Here is a 16542-nt window from a genome sequence, read left to right as displayed (position 1 = left end):
ACTCACTTAGCAAAAGGGAAAGTCATGCCTTTCAGTCTCATCAGCCATCTGCGGCACGTCGACATCGCTGTGCCCGACTACGACAAACAACTGTCGTTCTACCGAGACCACTGGGGTCTAACCGTCGTGGGCGGCGAGCCCGGCCTGACCTATTTCGCCGCTGAAGGATCGCCCGAGCAGTACGCGGTGCGGGTACGAGAGTCCTCCGAAAAGCGGCTCGACCTGATCGCCTTCGGCGCGCCCACCCGAGCCGACGTCGACGCACTTGCCGCGAAGCTGGGGACGGAAGGCATTCAGCTCGTCCACGAACCGCAGGAGCTGCATTCCCCCGGTGGCGGTTACGGTTTCCGCTTGTTCGATCTCGAGGGGCGCGTGATCGAGGTGTCCGCCGACGTCGCTACCCGCAAACACCGCAAAATCGAACCGCGCGAGGATATCCCGGTCCGTCTCTCCCATGTCGTGGTGAACTCGCCGCAACCGGAGGCACTGCTCGCCTGGTACGAGAAGCACCTCGGCTTCCGCCTCTCCGACACCAACACCCACCCGCACGTCGGTGCCATCTTCTACTTCCTGCGATGCAGTCCGCAGCATCATTCGATGGCGATCGCCCGCGGCCCGCACGTCGCCCTACAACACCTGTCGTTCGAGCTGCGCGGCATCGACGAGTACATGTACGGGTCGGGGCGCATGATACGAAACGGCTGGGAGAAGATCTGGGGACCTGGGCGACACCGGGCCGGTGACAACACCTTCACCTACTTTCTGGACCCGAACGGCAACACCATGGAGTACACCACCGAACTCCTCACCCTCGACGAGGACACCTGGCACCCATCGATATTCGACGTCACCGACTGGCAGACGGCCGACCAGTGGGGGACCTCGAACCCGATCGATGACTTCATCACGAACAAGATGTTCAACGATCCCGACAAGGGACTCTTCGTCGCGCCCCCGGTGTGAGGACTCCGGCGCACGTGGAGGCCACACTGGATCGTCTGGCGTGTCACCGAACCTGGGCGCCCGATGCCATCGTCTCGATCAGCTTGTCGAGAAGAGCCTCGGCTCGCGGACTGAGCGTCATCTGTTGCGGCCATGTCGCCACCACGTTCGTCATGCCGGTTCGTGGACTCAGGGGGAGCGTGACGAGGGGGAGTCCCTCCGGGGACATGTCCGGTGCGTGCGGTCGTGACATCAGGAGTCCGTATCCCATGCCGCGCCCGATGAACGCCCGCGCCAGATCGATGGTGGGGACCAGCGTGCGGATGGTGGGGCTCACGCCGAACTCCGCGAACACCCGGTGCGTGTGGCAGGTGCTCGGCGCCGTGTCGAGCAGGATCACCGGGTCATCGACGAGGTCGGTGAGCGACACCGCGGCCCGGCCCGCCAAACGATGATCCGCCGGGAGTGCGGCCGTCACCTCGGTGGGGTAGATGGCTCGCCGGTTGAGGTCCGCGGGGAGCGAGATGTCGTAGAGCAGGGCGAAGTCCAGGGTGCCCCGGTGTATTTCCGGGAGCAGCTCGTCATCACCGCCCACGCGCACCTCCACCCGCGCCCGCGGGTGCTCGCGCGCGAAGTGGGCGACCGCGGGCGGCAGGATGGTGCCCGAGAAGCCCACATAGCACCCGACTCGAATCGGTCCGGTGATCTCGCCACGGTTGGCCGACAGTTCGTCGACGAGGGAGCCGGCCTCTTCGACGATGCGGCGGCTGCGTTGCGCGAAGTACTGGCCGGCCGGGGTCATCTGCAGCCCCTTGGCTTTCCGGCGGACGCAGAGCTGCTCACCTACGATCCGCTCGACCTCGGATACCGCCTGCGACAACCCGGATTCCGAGACATGAAGGGCTGTAGCGGCTTCCGACATCGTGCGGTAGTCGGGCAGGGCTGCCATGAGCTCGAGTTGCCGGAGCGTGAGCTTCGCCATCTACTTCACCTCGACTGCAGATGTTTCTCGATTTTCTTAACTTTACAAGAGGTTCCGTGTGGCGTGAACTGAATCACAGATGGCGCGCAGCGTCGCGCTGCAGTGGAGAGGACCAGCAATGTCAGAGATCAGTAGCACCACCGAGAGGTGTCCGTCGGTTGAGTGGGTTGACCCGGCTGCGTTGACGGCAGATCCCTATCCCACCTACCAGCGCCTTCGCCGGGAGGCGCCGGTTGCATGGGTGCCGGCATTGAGTCGCTACCTGGTCACCGGCTACGACCAGTGCCACGAGATCGAATCCGACCAGGAGACCTACACCGCCGATGTCGGCGGCTCGGGCGCGACGATGAAGCGCGCCCTGGGCGGCCACCCGATGTTGCGCAAGGACGACCCGGATCACGCCACCGAGCGCACGGTGATCAATCCGACGTTGCGGCCCAAGGCGATCAAGACGCGGTGGGCCGAGTTCTTCGAGCGCAACGCGCGCACCTACCTCGACGCGCTCGCGGATGCAGGACCGAAGCATGCCGACCTGAACCGCGACTATGCCGCACCGGTCGCCTCGCAGAACCTCATCGACCTGCTCGGCTTCCCCGGCGTCGACGTCGAGGACATGCGTCGCTGGTCGCACGCCTTCATCGCCGGCATCGGCAACGTCGGCGACGACCCCGACATCTGGCTGCGCTGCGAACAGGCCCACACCGAGGTCGACGACCTGCTGTCCGAACTGCTGCCGCATTACGCCCAGCACCCCAACGCATCGATGACCTCCGCGCTGATCAACAGCGGCCTGCCGGCCGAGGTCGCCGCGGCCAACGTGAAGCTGACCATCAGCGGCGGCATGAACGAACCGCAACACATGATCACCAACATGGTGTGGGCGCTGTCGACCCACAACGAGCAGCGGCGCGACGTGCTCGACGACCCATCGCTCTTCTCGTCGGTGTTCGACGAGACCGTGCGCTGGCAGTCGCCGATCGGCATGTACCCGCGCCAGACCACCCGCGAGGTGACACTTGGTGGGATGGCATTGCCGGCCGGCGCGTCGATCGGCGTGGTCGTCGGCTCGGCCAATCGCGACGAATCCCACTTCGCCGGTGACCCCGCGGTTTTCGACATCCATCGGGAACGACGACCCCACCTCGCCTTCGGCAGCGGAGTGCACCTGTGTGCCGGCCACTGGGCGGCCCGCTCGTCGGTCGGGGACATCGCGGTTCCGATGCTCTACCAACGCTTCCCATCCCTCACCGTGGACACCGATCGCGAAACCCGATGGGACGGTTGGGTGTTCCGTGGCATCACCGACCTGCCCGTCACCTGGACCGACTGACCACCCACCAACGCACCGAAAGAACACGAACCATGACGAAAGTGACCTTGCACCAGCCCGACGGCCGCGTCGACACCCTCGACGTCGCCGACGGAACCTCGGTGATGCGCGCCGCGCTGACCGCGTCGATTCCGGGCATCGTCGGAGAATGCGGTGGACAGGCGATGTGCGCGACCTGCCACGTCTACGTCCGCGACGAGTACCTCGACCAATTGCCGGACATGAGCGAAGACGAGGACGAGATGCTCGACTGTACCGCCTCGCCACGCGACGACCATCGCTCCCGGCTCGGCTGTCAGATCACCCTGTCGACCGCACTCGACGGCATCGAGGTCGACATTCCGGCCACCCAGATCTGACATGGGCGGCACCGTCATCATCGGCGCGGGCCACGCCGGCATCGAACTCGCCGACGCCCTGCGCACCCGAGACCCACACCGGCCGATCACCATCCTCGACGCGGAACGCGATCTGCCCTACCAGCGGCCGCCGCTGTCCAAGGACTATCTCGCCGACACCGAATCTCAACCATTACCGTTGCGCGGCAGCGACTTCTACGGGCAACGACACATCGACCTGCGACGCGGGACCGAAGTGACAGCCATAGATCGCCACGCCCAAACCCTCGCATTGGCCGACGGCTCGCATCTCGACTACGACGATCTCGTGATCGCCACCGGCTCGGCCAACCGGCGGCTGACGGTGCCCGGAGCCGACCTGCCCGGCGTCTACTACCTACGCACCACCGACGATGCGCACCAGTTACGCGACGCACTCGCGACGACGCGGCGGGCGGTGGTGATCGGTGCCGGCTTCATCGGGCTGGAGTTCGCGGCCATGGCACGCAAACACGACATCGACGTCACCGTCCTGGAATACGGACCGCGCGCCCTGATGCGCGCACTGTCGCCGACGACGAGCGACCATGTGGTGAACACGCACCGCGCCAACGGTATTGGTGTCGAGTTCGGGGCACAGGTCACCGAGATCACCCAGCACGGCGACACGCTCGCCGGTGTCCGCACCGAGGACGGACGTTACTTCGACGCCGACCTCGTGGTCGTCGGCATCGGCGCCACGGCTCGCACCGACCTCGCCACCCGCGCCGGGGTGTCGGTCGAGCGCGGTGTCGTCGTCGACGAGTTCCTGCGCACCGACGACCCGCACATCTGGGCGATCGGGGACTGCGCGACCTACCACTGCACCCATGCGGCGCAAAGGGTTCGGCGAGAGTCCGTGCAGAACGCCGTCGACCAGGCTCGCGCTCTCGCGGCAACACTGACCGGCACCCCGACCGCGTACCAGGACGTGCCCTGGTTCTGGAGTCATCAGGGTGCGTGCAAGATCCAGATCGCCGGCCCCGGCGGAGCCCTCGACCAGACCGTCGTGCGCGGTGATATGGCGACCGGGAAGTTCTCGGTGCTGTGCTTCCGTGAGCATTGGCTGGTGTCGGTCGAGTCGGTGAATCAGCCGGCGGTGCACCTCGCCGCGCGACGGGCGATGGCCGGTGCACCGATCACCGACGCCGAATTGGCTGCGGCCGATTACGATCTCAAGGCCTTGACTGCGGCGACCCCGGTGTGACCCGTGCCAAGGCCCGCCCGTTGCGACATACGACGATGCGGCATGCACCGGATGACGGTGAATGCCGCATCGTCGCACCACGAACCAGCGCCCTCAGCTCACGGTGGCCGGCCACTCCTTTGACCGGCAGCGAATGATCGCTGCTCGACGTGGATGTGGTGTAGTTTGTCGATCGTGGGCGCACGGCCCGGATTCAGGCGCGTGCCGGTTCGTCGAGCGTCGAGCAAGCGCCAATTGCCATGGCGATCTGAGCTTCGAGTTCGGCGACGCCGTGCGCCGTGCCGAGCAGATATCGATCAGGCCGGACGACCGCTGCCACCGTGTTCGGATCGATGTCCCGGAGGGCGCGCAGGAACTCATCGAACCCCGGCGTGTCTTCCGAATGCAGCGTGATCCGCGAGGACTGTGCCGCCGCGGTGCGCACCGAATCCGGTAATGCGTCAAGGAGTTCGCGGCCGGCGACGACGGCGAAATCGGGGCCGAGAACGTCGTCGAAGCGCCGTCCGTCGGCGAGGATGGGTTGTGGCGCCGGAGCTCCCGCCGGACCGACGCCGGCGTGCAGACCGTCGCCCAGCGACGGTGAAATCGGTTGTCCGTCCTCTGGATGTGCCCTGATGTGTGCGTCGCGTCCGGCGGCGACGGCGGGATCGGTGGTCTGCACGAGCCGTGACAGTTCGGTGGCCTGTGCGATCCACGCCTGGGTGTGTGCGGAGCGTTCGCTCTCGTAGGTGTCCAGCAACGACTCGGGCGCACCGCCGAGTACCAGGTCGAGCTTCCACAGGAGGTTGGCGACGTCGCGCATCCCCGAGCACAGGCCCTGGCCGAACAGCGGGGGAGTCAGGTGCGCCGCATCGCCGGCCAGGAAGACTCGGCCGGTGCGCCACGGCGTGGCGACCCGAGACCGGAAGGTGTACACGGCCGTTCGCACGAGACGGAAGTTCTCCGGTGTGAGGAGCCCGCCGGACAGTCGGGTCACGCCCTCGGTGGTGGCGAGCTCATCGGGATCATCGCCGGGCAGGATCTTGAACTCCATCCTGGCCCGCCCGCCGGGCATCGCCGCCCAGATGTGCGGCCGTGAATGATGCCCGAAGAACACCATGCTGCCCGCGACCGGGGCCTCGGCCACGAGCTCGCCGTCGGCAACCAGCCACTGGTCGTCCGGGCCGAGCGTATCCCATTGCGCCCCAACGATATGGCGAGTCGTCGAGGTGGCGCCGTCGCAGGCCACCAGGTACGCGGCGGTCACCTGGTACTCGTGGCCGGAGGCATCACGCACGGTGGCGGTGACCGAGTCGTCGGTCTGGGTGATACCGACGACCTCATGCCCGGTTCGCAGTTCCGTCGTGTCCGAGCGATCGATCTCGGCTCGCAGGAGTGCATCGATCTCCGGCTGATTGAACATGCTCGACGCGATCCAGCCGTGCACACCGATCTGGTCGGTGGGCGTGTCCAGCAGGATCTCGCCGGCCTCGTTCTCCATGCGGTAGTCGCGCATCGGAACGCAGGCGGCGGCGATCGCATCCGCCAACCCGGTGGGCTGGAAGGAACGGAACACCTCGCCGTCGAAATGCACTGCGCGGGGTTTGGGCCAGATGTCGGCGTCGCGCTCGAATCCGATCGCCCGTATTCCCCGGTGCGCGAGCTGCACCAGCATCGTCTCGCCGACCGGCCCACCGCCCAGCACGATGACATCGACTTCGTTCATGGCATTCTCCATTGTTCTCTCCTGCGACGCTCAGACCGGCGACTCGGTGTACTGACGGCTTTCCTGCCACGGCGGGAGGACGCCCGTCGCGGCCCGCACATGGGTTCGCTGTTGGCCCAGGCCGCTGATCTGCGCCTCCATGTAGTCGCCGTCCTCCAGGAATCGCTTCCAGTAGGAGCCGTTACCCGCCGGTGAACCGGTGATGAGCATGTCCCCGGGTTCGAGTACCACCAGTGACGAGGTGTAGGCGATCAGTTCATTGATGCCGAAGAGCAGATCTCCGGTGTTGGCGGACTGCATCACCTGGCCGTTGAGGCGCATCTCGATCGCCAGGTCGGCGGGATCCGGAACGAAGCGAGCGGGCACGAGGTAGGGGCCGGTGGGGAAGAACGTCGGTTGGTTCTTCGATCGGAGCCAGTCGGTGCCCATCATCGGCATGTCCGATCGCGGGACGAGGGACCGTGCCGTGATGTCGTTGCAGATCGTGTACCCGGCGATGTGGGATGGGGCATCGGCTGCCGAAATGCGGTGCGCCCGACGGCCGATCACCACCCCGAGTTCCACTTCCCAGTCCACATCGGTACCCACGTCGGGCAGGATGCCGTCGTCGTAGGCGCCGGACACGGCGGTCGGCAGGCCCGGCCAGACGTACGGGTCGCCGTGTGCCGCGCGTTCGTCGAGTTCGCGGTTCGCCTGGTTGCGCAACTCGTCGTCGCTGGCACCGTCGACGCCCAGACGATGGGCCACGGTGATCTCGAGGACATGTTGGCGATAGTTGGCGCCGGCACCGAAGACCTGCCCGATGGGCTGGACGGGTGGCCGGACGGTGACATCGCTGATGTCACGGGCCGCGGCCTCTGACGCCGCGGTGTCGACAAAGGCTTGGAGCCGGTCCAGATTGCGGTCCCAATCGTCGAGCAACGCGCGGGTCGACGTCACCGTCGGCAGGATCGTCGTGATGTCGTGGACGCGGTCACCGACGACCAGCCCCGGGAACGCGCTCCCGCGGTCCTCGAAGGTGCCGATGGCGAAACTGGTTGTCATAGTGGAAATGCCTATCTTGTGGGAGGGGAAGTCCGGTCAGTGCTGCGAGCCGACGGCGTCGGGAGTGTGCAGTGCGCCGCGCACGATCAGTTCGTCTTCGGTTCCCGGCACGAGTCCCTGCTCGGTCGCGGTCGGCTGCGGTGCCGGCGGGAACGCTTCCAGCATGCTCTGCGGGAGCGTGACGTTGCGGTAGAAGTCGTCGCAGCCCTCGGCACCCGACCAGCGGTAGGGCTCCCAGTCCGGGACGTAGTTCCGGTAGCCGCCGGAGTTGACCTCGATGCGGAGCCCGCTGGCCTCACGGAAGTACAGGAAGTCCTGCTCGCCGATGCCGTGCATGCCCGGCCCGTATTCGATGCGTGTGCCGTTCTCCAGCAGCAGATCGGCCGAACGCTTCAGATCCTCGTGGGTGTCGACCCAGAACGCGTAATGATGGATGCGGCCGGGAACGTCCGATCCGTCGAGGAGGACCCCGAGGTCGTGTGACTTCTCGTTCGTGGTGAGGACTCCGAAGAACGTGACCGGGGTGTCCGGCAGACCCGCGTATGCCATCAGACGGAAGCCGAGGACGTCGCGGTAGTACTCGCAGAATCCGACGACGTCGCGGGTGGCGATGGTGACATGGTCGAGGTGCCGCGGCGCCAGCCCGTGCGAGGACCGCTTCTCCGGGCGGTCGGGATACTGAGAGGCGAGTTCGGCTGGGGCCTTGTACTTTTCGACCTCCCAGAACAACTGCATGGTGTGGCCGTAGGGTCCGGTGAACACGTAGGACTTGCCGAGCCGCGCGCCCGGTTCACGCCACTCACCGGTGTAGCCGGACTGCTCGATCCGGCGTACCGCCTCGTCGAGCGCTTCCGGGCTCGTGGTCCGCCAGGCCATCGAGACCATGCCGCTGGCTTCGCCGGGTACCAGGACGACGCTGTAGGGGTAGTAGTCGCCCCACGCCCGCAGGTAGACCTTGTCGGCGTCACGCTCGAGCACCCGCAGGCCGACGATGTCGGTGTAGTAGCGAACCGATTCCTCGAGGTCGGTGGCGTAGATTTCCACGTGTGTGAGCTGGGAGAGCAATTTGATCATGGCGAATCACCTCATTGGCAACTGTGATTGATAACGGGAATGTCCGGGACTCGTGGTGCCCCGTACGACTTTCATCAATCACTGTGTCACCCCTCACAGCGGTCGGAGAAGACCCAAGTTGGTATGGGGCGCTATAGCGATCCCGAATAGTTGATCACCCCGGGCGGTGCGGCTCGGTGAATGCCGCGGCCGCCACCGCGATCTGCTCACGCAGCCATCGGTGTTCGGGTTCGTCGTCGATGTCGGGGTGCCACCAGAAGGCCTCCCTGATCGGGCCGAGCTCGAAGGGTGACGCCACCGCCCGGATGCCGTCGAAAGTGCTTGCGGCCCAGCGTCCCAAGCTGCTCTGCACGAGTGCCACCCGGTCTGTGCCGGCGACCAGGGAGGGAATGGCCAGGAAGTTGGGGGTCACCACGGAAATACGCGGTATCTCGCCGTGCAGGCGTAGCTCCAGTAGCGCCGGGGTCTGGGCGCGTTTGCCGTCGTGGATGGAAACCCATTGCAGATCAAGAAGTTCGGCCGACGTCGGCATCTCACTCACATGCGGGTTGGCGGTGTCGAGCAAGCACACCCACTCGTCCTCGACGACATCGCGATGGGGGCAGTCGTCGATGTACCCGTGGGGCAGAAAGATGCCGTCGCAATTGCGGATGGAGGCCGGCACCGCGGTGACGACGTCGATGCTGATGTGGTCGAAACGCACGGTGGCGTGCGGGGCACTCGCGGCCAGCATCTGACACAACGTGCTGCCGACCCGCCAGGTGACGAAATCGGTGGCGTAGAGCACGAACTCGCGTGTACAGGTGGCGGGGTCGAACGGGCTGTGTTCGGCGAAGATGGTGTCGGTGGCATGCAGGACGTCGGTCACGCTGTCGCGCAGCCGTAATGCCAAGGGCGTCAGTCGATAGGCGGACCCGTCGCGGACCAGCAGGGGATCGTTGAAGTGACGCCGCAGACGGCCCAGCGCGACCGACGCGGTGGGTTGACTGACGTTCAGTCGTTCGGCGGCGCGGCTGACCGACTGTTCCTCGAGGAGTGCGCGCAGCGGCCGAAGGAGATTGAGGTCGACGTTGCCGGCGAGCACGGTTCTGTCCTTCGTCTGTGGTCGCACGCGGTGTGCGTGACCGTAGCCTATCCGCAGTCGGCCGCCCGACGACGACGTTTTGCGTCGTCAGACCCGCGCCGGGCTGCTCAGGTCCTGGGCGAGGGTCGCGATCTTGGCCGACAACTCGCCGTCGGGCGACTCCAGTGCGGCCCGGGCGATCCGTCGGACGTGCTCCTGCTGCACCCGGTCGAGGTATTCGACCGGGGAGTCACCGTCGACGCGGGCGAGCAATAGTGCCGGCAGCAGTCTCGCGGTCCGCGCGGACACGTCGGCGTCCGGCTCCCAGTCGACGTGGCCGACATATGCCGTGACCAGGGCGGCGGCGGCGCCGGCGAGCCGATCGGCCGAGGCGGGGACTATCACGGTCTTGAGCAGCAGATGATTGACGACGAAGGCCAGGTCGAAGGCCGGGTCGCCGAACCATGCGCACTCGGCGTCCAGAAAGACGGGCCCGTCGGGACCGCACAGGATGTTCTTGGGGCTGACATCGCCGTGCACCAGGACTCGGTGCGTCGAGGCGACGTTCCCGGTGATGGCCGCGATGACCTCGGCACGATCCGGATGGCGCTTCGCCGTCGAGACCAGATACGGGGTGAGCCGGAGCTGATCGAAGTTGCCGTCGGTGGCGAAACGATCTCTGATCGCCGGGTCCTGCGCGCTGGCCCGGTGGAGTTGCCCGAGCAGGTCGCCGACCTGCGCGGCGAAGGCGACGTCGATGTGCCCGGCCACGAGTTGCTGCTTCCACACCGGCGCACTCTCGGGCGGGAGGTAGCTCATCGCGAACAGTCCGAGATCGGGGGCATGCGCGAGCGGCACGGGCACGCATCCGGGGAACGTGCGGTGCGCAAACGACAGCCACTCCCATTCGACGGCGTTGCGGCTGCGTGGCGCATGCCAGTCGGCGTCGACGCGCAGCTTGTCGAGCGCACCTTTGACGCAGATGGTGCCGGTGGGCAGGTCCACCCGCCACAGCTCCGACGAGACGCCACCGGTGACCGGTGTCCAGACGGCAGCGTCGTCGGCGGCCGCCAGTCCCGCGGCGATCAGGAACTCACCGGCCGCCGAGGGTGCCGCCAGGGGAGTCTGCCCGCCGGTCATCGGGTGCTCGCCGTCGTCGAGTTGTGTTGCAGGGCAGGGAATGCGGTCATTCCTGCGAACTCGAGTGTGGTGTCCTCGGCGATCCGCAGCAGCTGGTTGTACTTGGCGAGCCGATCCGAGCAGCGGACCGAGCCGATCTTGATCTGTCCCACGCCGGTGGCGACCGCGAGGTCGCTGATGAACGTGTCCTCGGTCTCGCCCGACCGTGCCGAGACGACCGGGATGTAGTTGGCTGCAGAGGCGTCGTCGATCACGTCGAGCGTGCCGGTGAGGGTGCCGTTCTGGTTGACCTTGATGAGGATGCCGTTCGCGGCACCCGTGGTGATTCCGTACCGGAGACGATCGCGGTTGGTGGTGAACAGATCGTCGCCGATCAGGTTGGTCCGGTGCCCGACTTGCTGGGTCAACGTCGTCCAGCCCGCCCAGTCTTCCTCGTCGAGTGGGTCCTCGATGGACACGATGGGGTAGTCGCCCACCCACGAGGCCACCATCTCGATCATCTCGCCGGTGTCGACCCGCCGCCCTTCCCGCGCCAAATGATAAGTGTGAGTGGCGGAATCCCACAGGGAGTGGGCGGCCACGTCGATCGCGACCTTGATGTCCTCGCCGAATCCCAGCCCGGCTCGCACGCATGCCCGTTCGAGGAGGTCGAGCGCGTCCCGGCCGGTTTCACATCCGGGGCTGAGTCCGCCCTCGTCGGCGAGCAGGGTGCTCAGACCGTCGTCGGTCATCACGTCGGCAGCGGCCGACCGCAGACGGCCGATCAGTTCCAGTGCTTCGTCGATCGACTGCGCCGAGGCCGGGATGGCAAGGAAGTCCTGCACGTCCATCCCGCGTCCGGCATGCAGGCCGCCGCTGAGAATGTTGACCATCGGCATCGGTACGGTCGGGCGGGCAGAACCGTGCAGCTGCGCGAGGCGCTGGTACAGCTGTTGACCACCGGCCTCGGCGGCCGTGCGGCACACCGCCAGCGACGTACCGAGAATTGCGTTGGCGCCCAGAGTGCTCAGCTGCGGGGTGCCATCGAGTTCGAGCAGCAGGCGGTCGATGCCCGGTTGGTCGTCGACGTCGCGTCCGATCAGGGCCTCGCGGATGGTGGAGTTCACGTGGTCGACGGCACGGCGGACGCCGAGCCCGCCGTAGTACGCCGGATTGCCGTCGCGGAGTTCGTGCGCTTCGGCGCTCCCGGTCGAGGCGCCGGAAGGTACCGCGGCCCGGCCGAGGTGACCGTCCGACGTGCGGATGTCGACCTCGACGGTGGGGCGCCCGCGCGAGTCGAGGATCTGGCGGGCATGAACATGGGCGATGGTGGTCATCGAACTCGTTTCCTAATCGGGTGAGTTGCAGGGGTTGAGCGGCGGACTGCCGCCGAGGACGCGGACGACTTCCTGAGCTGCCTTGGTGCGGAGCTCGATCAGGGATTCGTCGGAGGAGAACGCCACGTGCGGAGTCACGATCACGTCCGGGTGCGCGAGGAGGGCCGGGTCGACGACCGGCTCGTCCTCGAGGACGTCGAGTGCGGCGCCGGCGAGATGGCCGCTGTGCAATGCGTGGATGAGAGCTGCGGTGTCCACCAGACCACCGCGGCTCACGTTGATCAGATACGCGCCCTTCTTGATCGTGGCGAGCGCGGTCGCGTCGATGAGATGCCGGGTCTGATCGGTCAGTGGCGCATGGATGACGACGACGTCACTCTCGGCCAAGACCGTCGGCAACGGGGCGATCTCGACGCCAATGTTGTTGTCCTGCGCATGTTTCGACGACGTGGCGAGGACTCGGCAACCGAAGCCGGACAGGATCGCGGCGGTTCTCCGGCCGATGCGTCCGAAGCCGACGATGCCGATCGTCCTGGACGACAGTCGGGTCAGGCGCGCGGTTGCGGGCTGCCACGCGCCGGCGCGGACGCTGCGGTCGAAGGCGGCGACTCCGCGGGTGAGGCCGAGGATGAGTGCGACTGCGTGTTCGGCGACTTCCTCGGTGCAGTAGTCGGGAACATTGGTCACCCACGCTCCGGCCGCGGTGGCGGCGGGGACGTCGATGTTGTCCAGCCCGACACCCATCCGGGCGATGACGCGCAGACGAGTCGTCGCCGCGATGGCGGCTGCGCTGATCGGTGCCCAGCACGTCAGAATCGCCGCGGGATCGGCTGTGGTGATGGCGTCGTCGAGGTCGGTGACGGTGAGCTCGGCAGGGCTCACCAGCAACTCGTACCCAGCCCGCTCGACGATGGAGCGCTCGATCTCGACGTCCGGCCATGCGTAGTCGGTGATCATCACCGAATCGTGTTTGGCCATGGCAAATCCCACTCTCCAGTGCGTCGTGGTCGCGCACCCGGCCCACACTTCGCATGGTGGGTGGCCGTGCGCTTGCATCTATACGATACGTATCGAATCTGAAACGTCAAGGTCTATGCCGCTCGCGCCGGCGTCGCGGAGTGAGGGCGAAGGCTACTTCGCGCGCCCGGCGCGGGCCGGTGGGTGAGTCGGTGTCGCAGGCCCGAATCCGCGGAGGACCGCATCGAGTTGCGCATCGATGACCTCGTCGGTGAGGTCGTTGGTCTGGAACAGCAGGCGGAAGTAGATGGGCCCGTAGAGCGTTTCGGCGAGCACGGTGGGGTCCACGTCGGGTCGCAGTGCACCTTCGCGGATCGCGCGCTGGATGAGCGTGCTCGAGGCGTCCACCCGACCACGCCAGAATCGCTGCTTGAACTCGTCGAGGGTGGAAGGATCGAATTGGCATTCCGCGATGAGTTGCGCGACCAACCGACCCTCCGGGCCCGAATACACGCGCGCAAGCGATTTGAGATGTTCGCGTAGGGCATCGATCGCCGGGCCCTCGTCCTGGATCGGGGTTTGGGCGACGTGGTTGTCGATGAACGAATCGATGACGATGGCCGCCTTGTTCGGCCACCATCGATAGATCGTCATCTTGCTGACCCCGGCCTGGCGCGCGATGGCCTCGATGGAGAGCTTCTGCAGGGTGATCGGCCCGGGGGGTGTGTCGCTGAGCAGGTCCATGGTGGCCTGTAGGACTGCCTTGCGGCTGGTTTCGCTGCGTACTGCCATGAGTAGATGCTATTCGGTCCGTCTCGGATCGTGTGTCTGCGCGACATGTGCCGCTGAAGTGTGGATCGCCGGCCCCGCCCCGATGTGTCACACCAGGGCCGGCGATCGAAGAGTCACTGGGGGAGACTCTGCCGCTTCTCGCGGATGATCGCACCGGTGCCGAGAGCCATCAGGCCCGCGATCAGTCCGACAACTCCGATTGCCGGTGACAGTCCACCCACCTGGACAGCGATGCCGTTCATCAGGATGGGTGTGACGAACTGACCGAAGAAGAATGCGGCGAGGAACCATCCGGTGGTGCGGCCGCGTTCGTCGAAATCGACCCGGGCGACGGTCCAGGTGAGCAGTGCCGGCAACAGGATGCCGGAACCGAAGGACGCGACGATGGCACCGATGACGAGGCCGGGCAAGCCTGGGATCGCGAAAACGAGGATCATGCCGCAGGCCTGTAGGCCGAATGCTCCGGACACGAGCACACGGGTCCCGAACCGGACGAGGCGGGGAAAGAGGAGACCGCCGATCGCCGTGGCCAATGCGACGAACGCCGCGATCGCCCCGATGAGCCTGGTGTCTGTGGCTTCTATCCCACGATCGACTGCAAGGTAGCTCGCTTCGATGACGAACACGTAGAAGGTAAAGCCGCCGACGACCGTGATGGCAACGGGGAGCCGGATCGCCGACCACGGAGTCCGCACCACCGCGGCGCTTTCCGACTGGTCGGCTTTCGGTCGTGTCGGCTCCCACAGCAGGAACACCATCGGAATCGCGATGATCAGGCTGAGTGCATAGATGAAAAATGGTGTGCGCCAGCCATGTACGCCGACAGCGCCGCCGACGGCGATGAACACGGTGGCGGCCAGGGTGGTCACCACCGTCTGCAGGCTCAGGTACCTGTTGCGCTGATGTGCTTCATGGAAATAGTCGACGATCAACGTGGTGCACACGGTCATGATCGCCGCCTCGCAGACGCCGACCAACGCCCGGCTCGCCAGGATCGACCCGAGCGAGGAGAGCCACGCCGGGGCCACGCCGACGACGGCGTAGGCGAACATCGCGACGAGCAGTAGCCGCTTGCGGCCGAGTCGGTCGACGATCTGCCCGGCAAACGGGGAGAACACCGCGACCAGCAGTGCCGGTACCGTGACGATCATCGGAACCAGCACGTCGGCCATCGCGACGGAGCCGAAGTGCTGCGAGAGTTGCGGCAGCACAGGCGTTATCAGCACGCTGCCCATCACCGGCATGCAACTCCCGGCGAGCAGCAGGGCCGCTTGCCGATGTCCTGCCGTGCGTTCGCGGGTCGGTGCCGCCGACCCGGTTGTGGTCAAAGGCGATTGAGTCATCTGTTCTCCAGGGTGAGTGCGTGCAGTGATGTGCTGAGGGAGGTGGGCCGGCAATGCGGGCTGCTCGAACGACACGGACTGTCGTCAATCCTCGGATCGCCGATCCGAGTGATGTGATACTAAACGTCCCGTATCGTGTTGGCAAGATCACACCGATTTCGTCGCGGATCGAAAGTTCTGCGTCGCCTCTGGTGATCGCCGCCACAATCGACTACAGTACGGTACGTATCGAATCGAATGATTGGAGAATCCGATGAAATTCGGACGTATCAAGACCGTCACCCCCGACGGCGTCGTGCAGCGCATCGTGGCCGTGCAGCCGGAGGCGAACCGGGTGATCGATCTGGCCTGGGCGTATCGGCTGGTCCAGCAGCGACGGGGCGCCGACGAGGCGGCCGCGGCCCGGCTGGCGCGGGTGTTGTTCCCGTCGAGCATGGCGGCCGCGATCGCGGCCGGACCGGTGTTCCGTGACGCGGCCGAGACTGCGCTCGGTGCTGCCGACGACGCATCCATTGCCATCGACGCGGTCGACTGGGCGGCGGCGGTGGACCCACCGGTGATTCGGGACGGGCTGACCTACCCGCTGCACATGGAGCACTTCAGTGCGAAAGTCGGTGGCGGCCTGCCCAACCCGCAGATCTTCAAGACGCCGCCCTACTTCAAGGGCGCGACCGGGGTGATCGTGGGTCACGACGAATCCATCGCCTACCCGTCCTTCACCGACTATCTGGACTACGAATTGGAGATCGGTCTCGTCGTCGGCGGCGGTGGCCGCAACCTGACTCCCGAGCAGGCCGAAGAGCGGCTGTTCGGCTACACCATCTTCAACGACTTCTCGGCCCGCGACCTGCAGGCTGCCGAAATGGGTATGGGCATGGGTCCGCAGAAGTGCAAGGACTTCGCGTTCGGCATCGGCCCGTGGATCGTCACACGCGACGAGATGCCGCCGCTGGCCGAGGTCAACGGCACCGTGACAGTCAACGGCGAACAGTGGTCCACCTGCACCGCCGACGGCGGAATCTATTCTCCGGCAGAACTCGTGGCGTGGGTCTCGCTCGGTGAGCAATTGCAGCCCGGTGATCTCATCGGCACCGGCACCCTGGGCTGGGGTGCCGGCCTGGAGATCGATCGCAAACTGAACCCCGGCGACGTCCTCGAACTGCAGCTCGACGGTGTCGGCGTGTTGCGCACCCCGATCGGTGAGCGCGAGACGGTCCCGTGGCGGCCCGAGGAAAAGCCGTATCCGTTCTCCGCAGCAGCGGCACACTGA

General features: G+C 66.2%; 15 protein-coding genes. 5 read left to right on the top strand and 10 right to left on the bottom strand.

Annotated elements, in window-relative coordinates; translation table 11 throughout:
* Positions 1–24 precede the first annotated feature (24 nt).
* Positions 25–963, top strand: coding sequence for a VOC family protein (locus tag AAFP30_RS23320; protein WP_419232411.1), 939 nt, complete (start codon positions 25–27; stop codon positions 961–963).
* A 43-nt stretch (positions 964–1006) separates the two neighbouring features.
* On the opposite strand, the gene AAFP30_RS23315 is transcribed toward AAFP30_RS23320, so the two are convergent.
* Entirely contained in the window at positions 1007–1924 is a 918-nt protein-coding gene (locus AAFP30_RS23315) for a LysR family transcriptional regulator (RefSeq protein ID WP_419232410.1), read from the bottom strand.
* 118 nt (positions 1925–2042) lie between these two features.
* On the opposite strand from AAFP30_RS23315, the gene AAFP30_RS23310 reads away from it, so the two are divergent.
* From AAFP30_RS23310 to AAFP30_RS23300, 3 genes are read left to right on the top strand one after another with little or no spacing between them, the layout of a single operon-like run.
* Positions 2043–3254 carry a cytochrome P450 gene (locus AAFP30_RS23310; RefSeq protein ID WP_419232409.1) on the top strand — a complete coding sequence of 404 codons (1212 nt, stop codon included), beginning with the start codon at positions 2043–2045 and terminating at the stop codon, positions 3252–3254.
* 32 nt (positions 3255–3286) lie between these two features.
* Complete coding sequence (locus tag AAFP30_RS23305) at positions 3287–3613, top strand: 2Fe-2S iron-sulfur cluster-binding protein (RefSeq protein ID WP_419232408.1); 327 nt, start codon at positions 3287–3289, stop codon at positions 3611–3613.
* 1 nt (position 3614) lies between these two features.
* A complete protein-coding gene (locus AAFP30_RS23300) occupies positions 3615–4838 on the top strand; it encodes an NAD(P)/FAD-dependent oxidoreductase (RefSeq protein ID WP_419232407.1) in 1224 nt (407 codons plus the stop codon).
* 193 nt (positions 4839–5031) lie between these two features.
* Here the strand turns inward: AAFP30_RS23300 and AAFP30_RS23295 are convergent, their stop codons facing one another.
* From AAFP30_RS23295 to AAFP30_RS23255, 9 genes are all read right to left on the bottom strand, one after another.
* Positions 5032–6543: a bifunctional 3-(3-hydroxy-phenyl)propionate/3-hydroxycinnamic acid hydroxylase gene (locus tag AAFP30_RS23295; protein ID WP_419232406.1), complete on the bottom strand. Its 1512-nt coding sequence runs from the start codon at positions 6541–6543 to the stop codon at positions 5032–5034.
* A 30-nt stretch (positions 6544–6573) separates the two neighbouring features.
* Positions 6574–7587 (bottom strand): fumarylacetoacetate hydrolase family protein, encoded by a 1014-nt coding sequence (locus tag AAFP30_RS23290; RefSeq protein ID WP_419232405.1) that lies wholly within the window; start codon positions 7585–7587, stop codon positions 6574–6576.
* 36 nt (positions 7588–7623) lie between these two features.
* Entirely contained in the window at positions 7624–8661 is a 1038-nt protein-coding gene (locus AAFP30_RS23285) for a VOC family protein (protein ID WP_419232404.1), read from the bottom strand.
* A gap of 154 nt (positions 8662–8815) precedes the next feature.
* Positions 8816–9745 carry a LysR family transcriptional regulator gene (locus AAFP30_RS23280; RefSeq protein WP_419232403.1) on the bottom strand — a complete coding sequence of 310 codons (930 nt, stop codon included), beginning with the start codon at positions 9743–9745 and terminating at the stop codon, positions 8816–8818.
* A gap of 87 nt (positions 9746–9832) precedes the next feature.
* Entirely contained in the window at positions 9833–10864 is a 1032-nt protein-coding gene (locus AAFP30_RS23275) for a phosphotransferase family protein (protein ID WP_419232402.1), read from the bottom strand.
* The gene (gene eno, locus AAFP30_RS23270; RefSeq protein ID WP_419232401.1) at positions 10861–12180 is read right to left on the bottom strand and encodes a phosphopyruvate hydratase; all 1320 of its coding nucleotides are present in this window, start codon (positions 12178–12180) and stop codon (positions 10861–10863) included. The genes AAFP30_RS23275 and eno overlap by 4 nt, the downstream gene beginning before the upstream one ends.
* A gap of 12 nt (positions 12181–12192) precedes the next feature.
* A complete protein-coding gene (locus AAFP30_RS23265; protein ID WP_419232400.1) occupies positions 12193–13158 on the bottom strand; it encodes a C-terminal binding protein in 966 nt (321 codons plus the stop codon).
* Between the two features lie 153 nt (positions 13159–13311).
* A complete protein-coding gene (locus tag AAFP30_RS23260; protein WP_419232399.1) occupies positions 13312–13929 on the bottom strand; it encodes a TetR/AcrR family transcriptional regulator in 618 nt (205 codons plus the stop codon).
* Between the two features lie 113 nt (positions 13930–14042).
* Entirely contained in the window at positions 14043–15272 is a 1230-nt protein-coding gene (locus tag AAFP30_RS23255; protein WP_419232398.1) for an MFS transporter, read from the bottom strand.
* A 253-nt stretch (positions 15273–15525) separates the two neighbouring features.
* Here AAFP30_RS23255 and AAFP30_RS23250 point away from each other — a divergent pair, with 253 nt between their 5' ends.
* Complete coding sequence (locus AAFP30_RS23250) at positions 15526–16542, top strand: fumarylacetoacetate hydrolase family protein (protein ID WP_419232397.1); 1017 nt, start codon at positions 15526–15528, stop codon at positions 16540–16542.

Source organism: Gordonia sp. CPCC 205515 (genome assembly GCF_048537925.1).
Taxonomy (GTDB): Bacteria; Actinomycetota; Actinomycetes; order Mycobacteriales; family Mycobacteriaceae; genus Gordonia.
This window is presented reverse-complemented; position numbering and strand designations above follow the sequence as displayed.

What these genes read in the sequence shown, in the direction of transcription:
- AAFP30_RS23320 (WP_419232411.1), top strand. Translation starts at nt 25, where the DNA reads ATGCCTTTCAGTCTCATCAGCCATCTGCGGCACGTCGACATCGCTGTG.
- AAFP30_RS23315 (WP_419232410.1), bottom strand. Translation starts at nt 1,924, where the DNA reads ATGGCGAAGCTCACGCTCCGGCAACTCGAGCTCATGGCAGCCCTGCCC.
- AAFP30_RS23310 (WP_419232409.1), top strand. Translation starts at nt 2,043, where the DNA reads ATGTCAGAGATCAGTAGCACCACCGAGAGGTGTCCGTCGGTTGAGTGG.
- AAFP30_RS23305 (WP_419232408.1), top strand. Translation starts at nt 3,287, where the DNA reads ATGACGAAAGTGACCTTGCACCAGCCCGACGGCCGCGTCGACACCCTC.
- AAFP30_RS23300 (WP_419232407.1), top strand. Translation starts at nt 3,615, where the DNA reads ATGGGCGGCACCGTCATCATCGGCGCGGGCCACGCCGGCATCGAACTC.
- AAFP30_RS23295 (WP_419232406.1), bottom strand. Translation starts at nt 6,543, where the DNA reads ATGAACGAAGTCGATGTCATCGTGCTGGGCGGTGGGCCGGTCGGCGAG.
- AAFP30_RS23290 (WP_419232405.1), bottom strand. Translation starts at nt 7,587, where the DNA reads ATGACAACCAGTTTCGCCATCGGCACCTTCGAGGACCGCGGGAGCGCG.
- AAFP30_RS23285 (WP_419232404.1), bottom strand. Translation starts at nt 8,661, where the DNA reads ATGATCAAATTGCTCTCCCAGCTCACACACGTGGAAATCTACGCCACC.
- AAFP30_RS23275 (WP_419232402.1), bottom strand. Translation starts at nt 10,864, where the DNA reads ATGACCGGCGGGCAGACTCCCCTGGCGGCACCCTCGGCGGCCGGTGAG.
- eno (WP_419232401.1), bottom strand. Translation starts at nt 12,180, where the DNA reads ATGACCACCATCGCCCATGTTCATGCCCGCCAGATCCTCGACTCGCGC.
- AAFP30_RS23265 (WP_419232400.1), bottom strand. Translation starts at nt 13,158, where the DNA reads ATGGCCAAACACGATTCGGTGATGATCACCGACTACGCATGGCCGGAC.
- AAFP30_RS23260 (WP_419232399.1), bottom strand. Translation starts at nt 13,929, where the DNA reads ATGGCAGTACGCAGCGAAACCAGCCGCAAGGCAGTCCTACAGGCCACC.
- AAFP30_RS23255 (WP_419232398.1), bottom strand. Translation starts at nt 15,272, where the DNA reads ATGACTCAATCGCCTTTGACCACAACCGGGTCGGCGGCACCGACCCGC.
- AAFP30_RS23250 (WP_419232397.1), top strand. Translation starts at nt 15,526, where the DNA reads ATGAAATTCGGACGTATCAAGACCGTCACCCCCGACGGCGTCGTGCAG.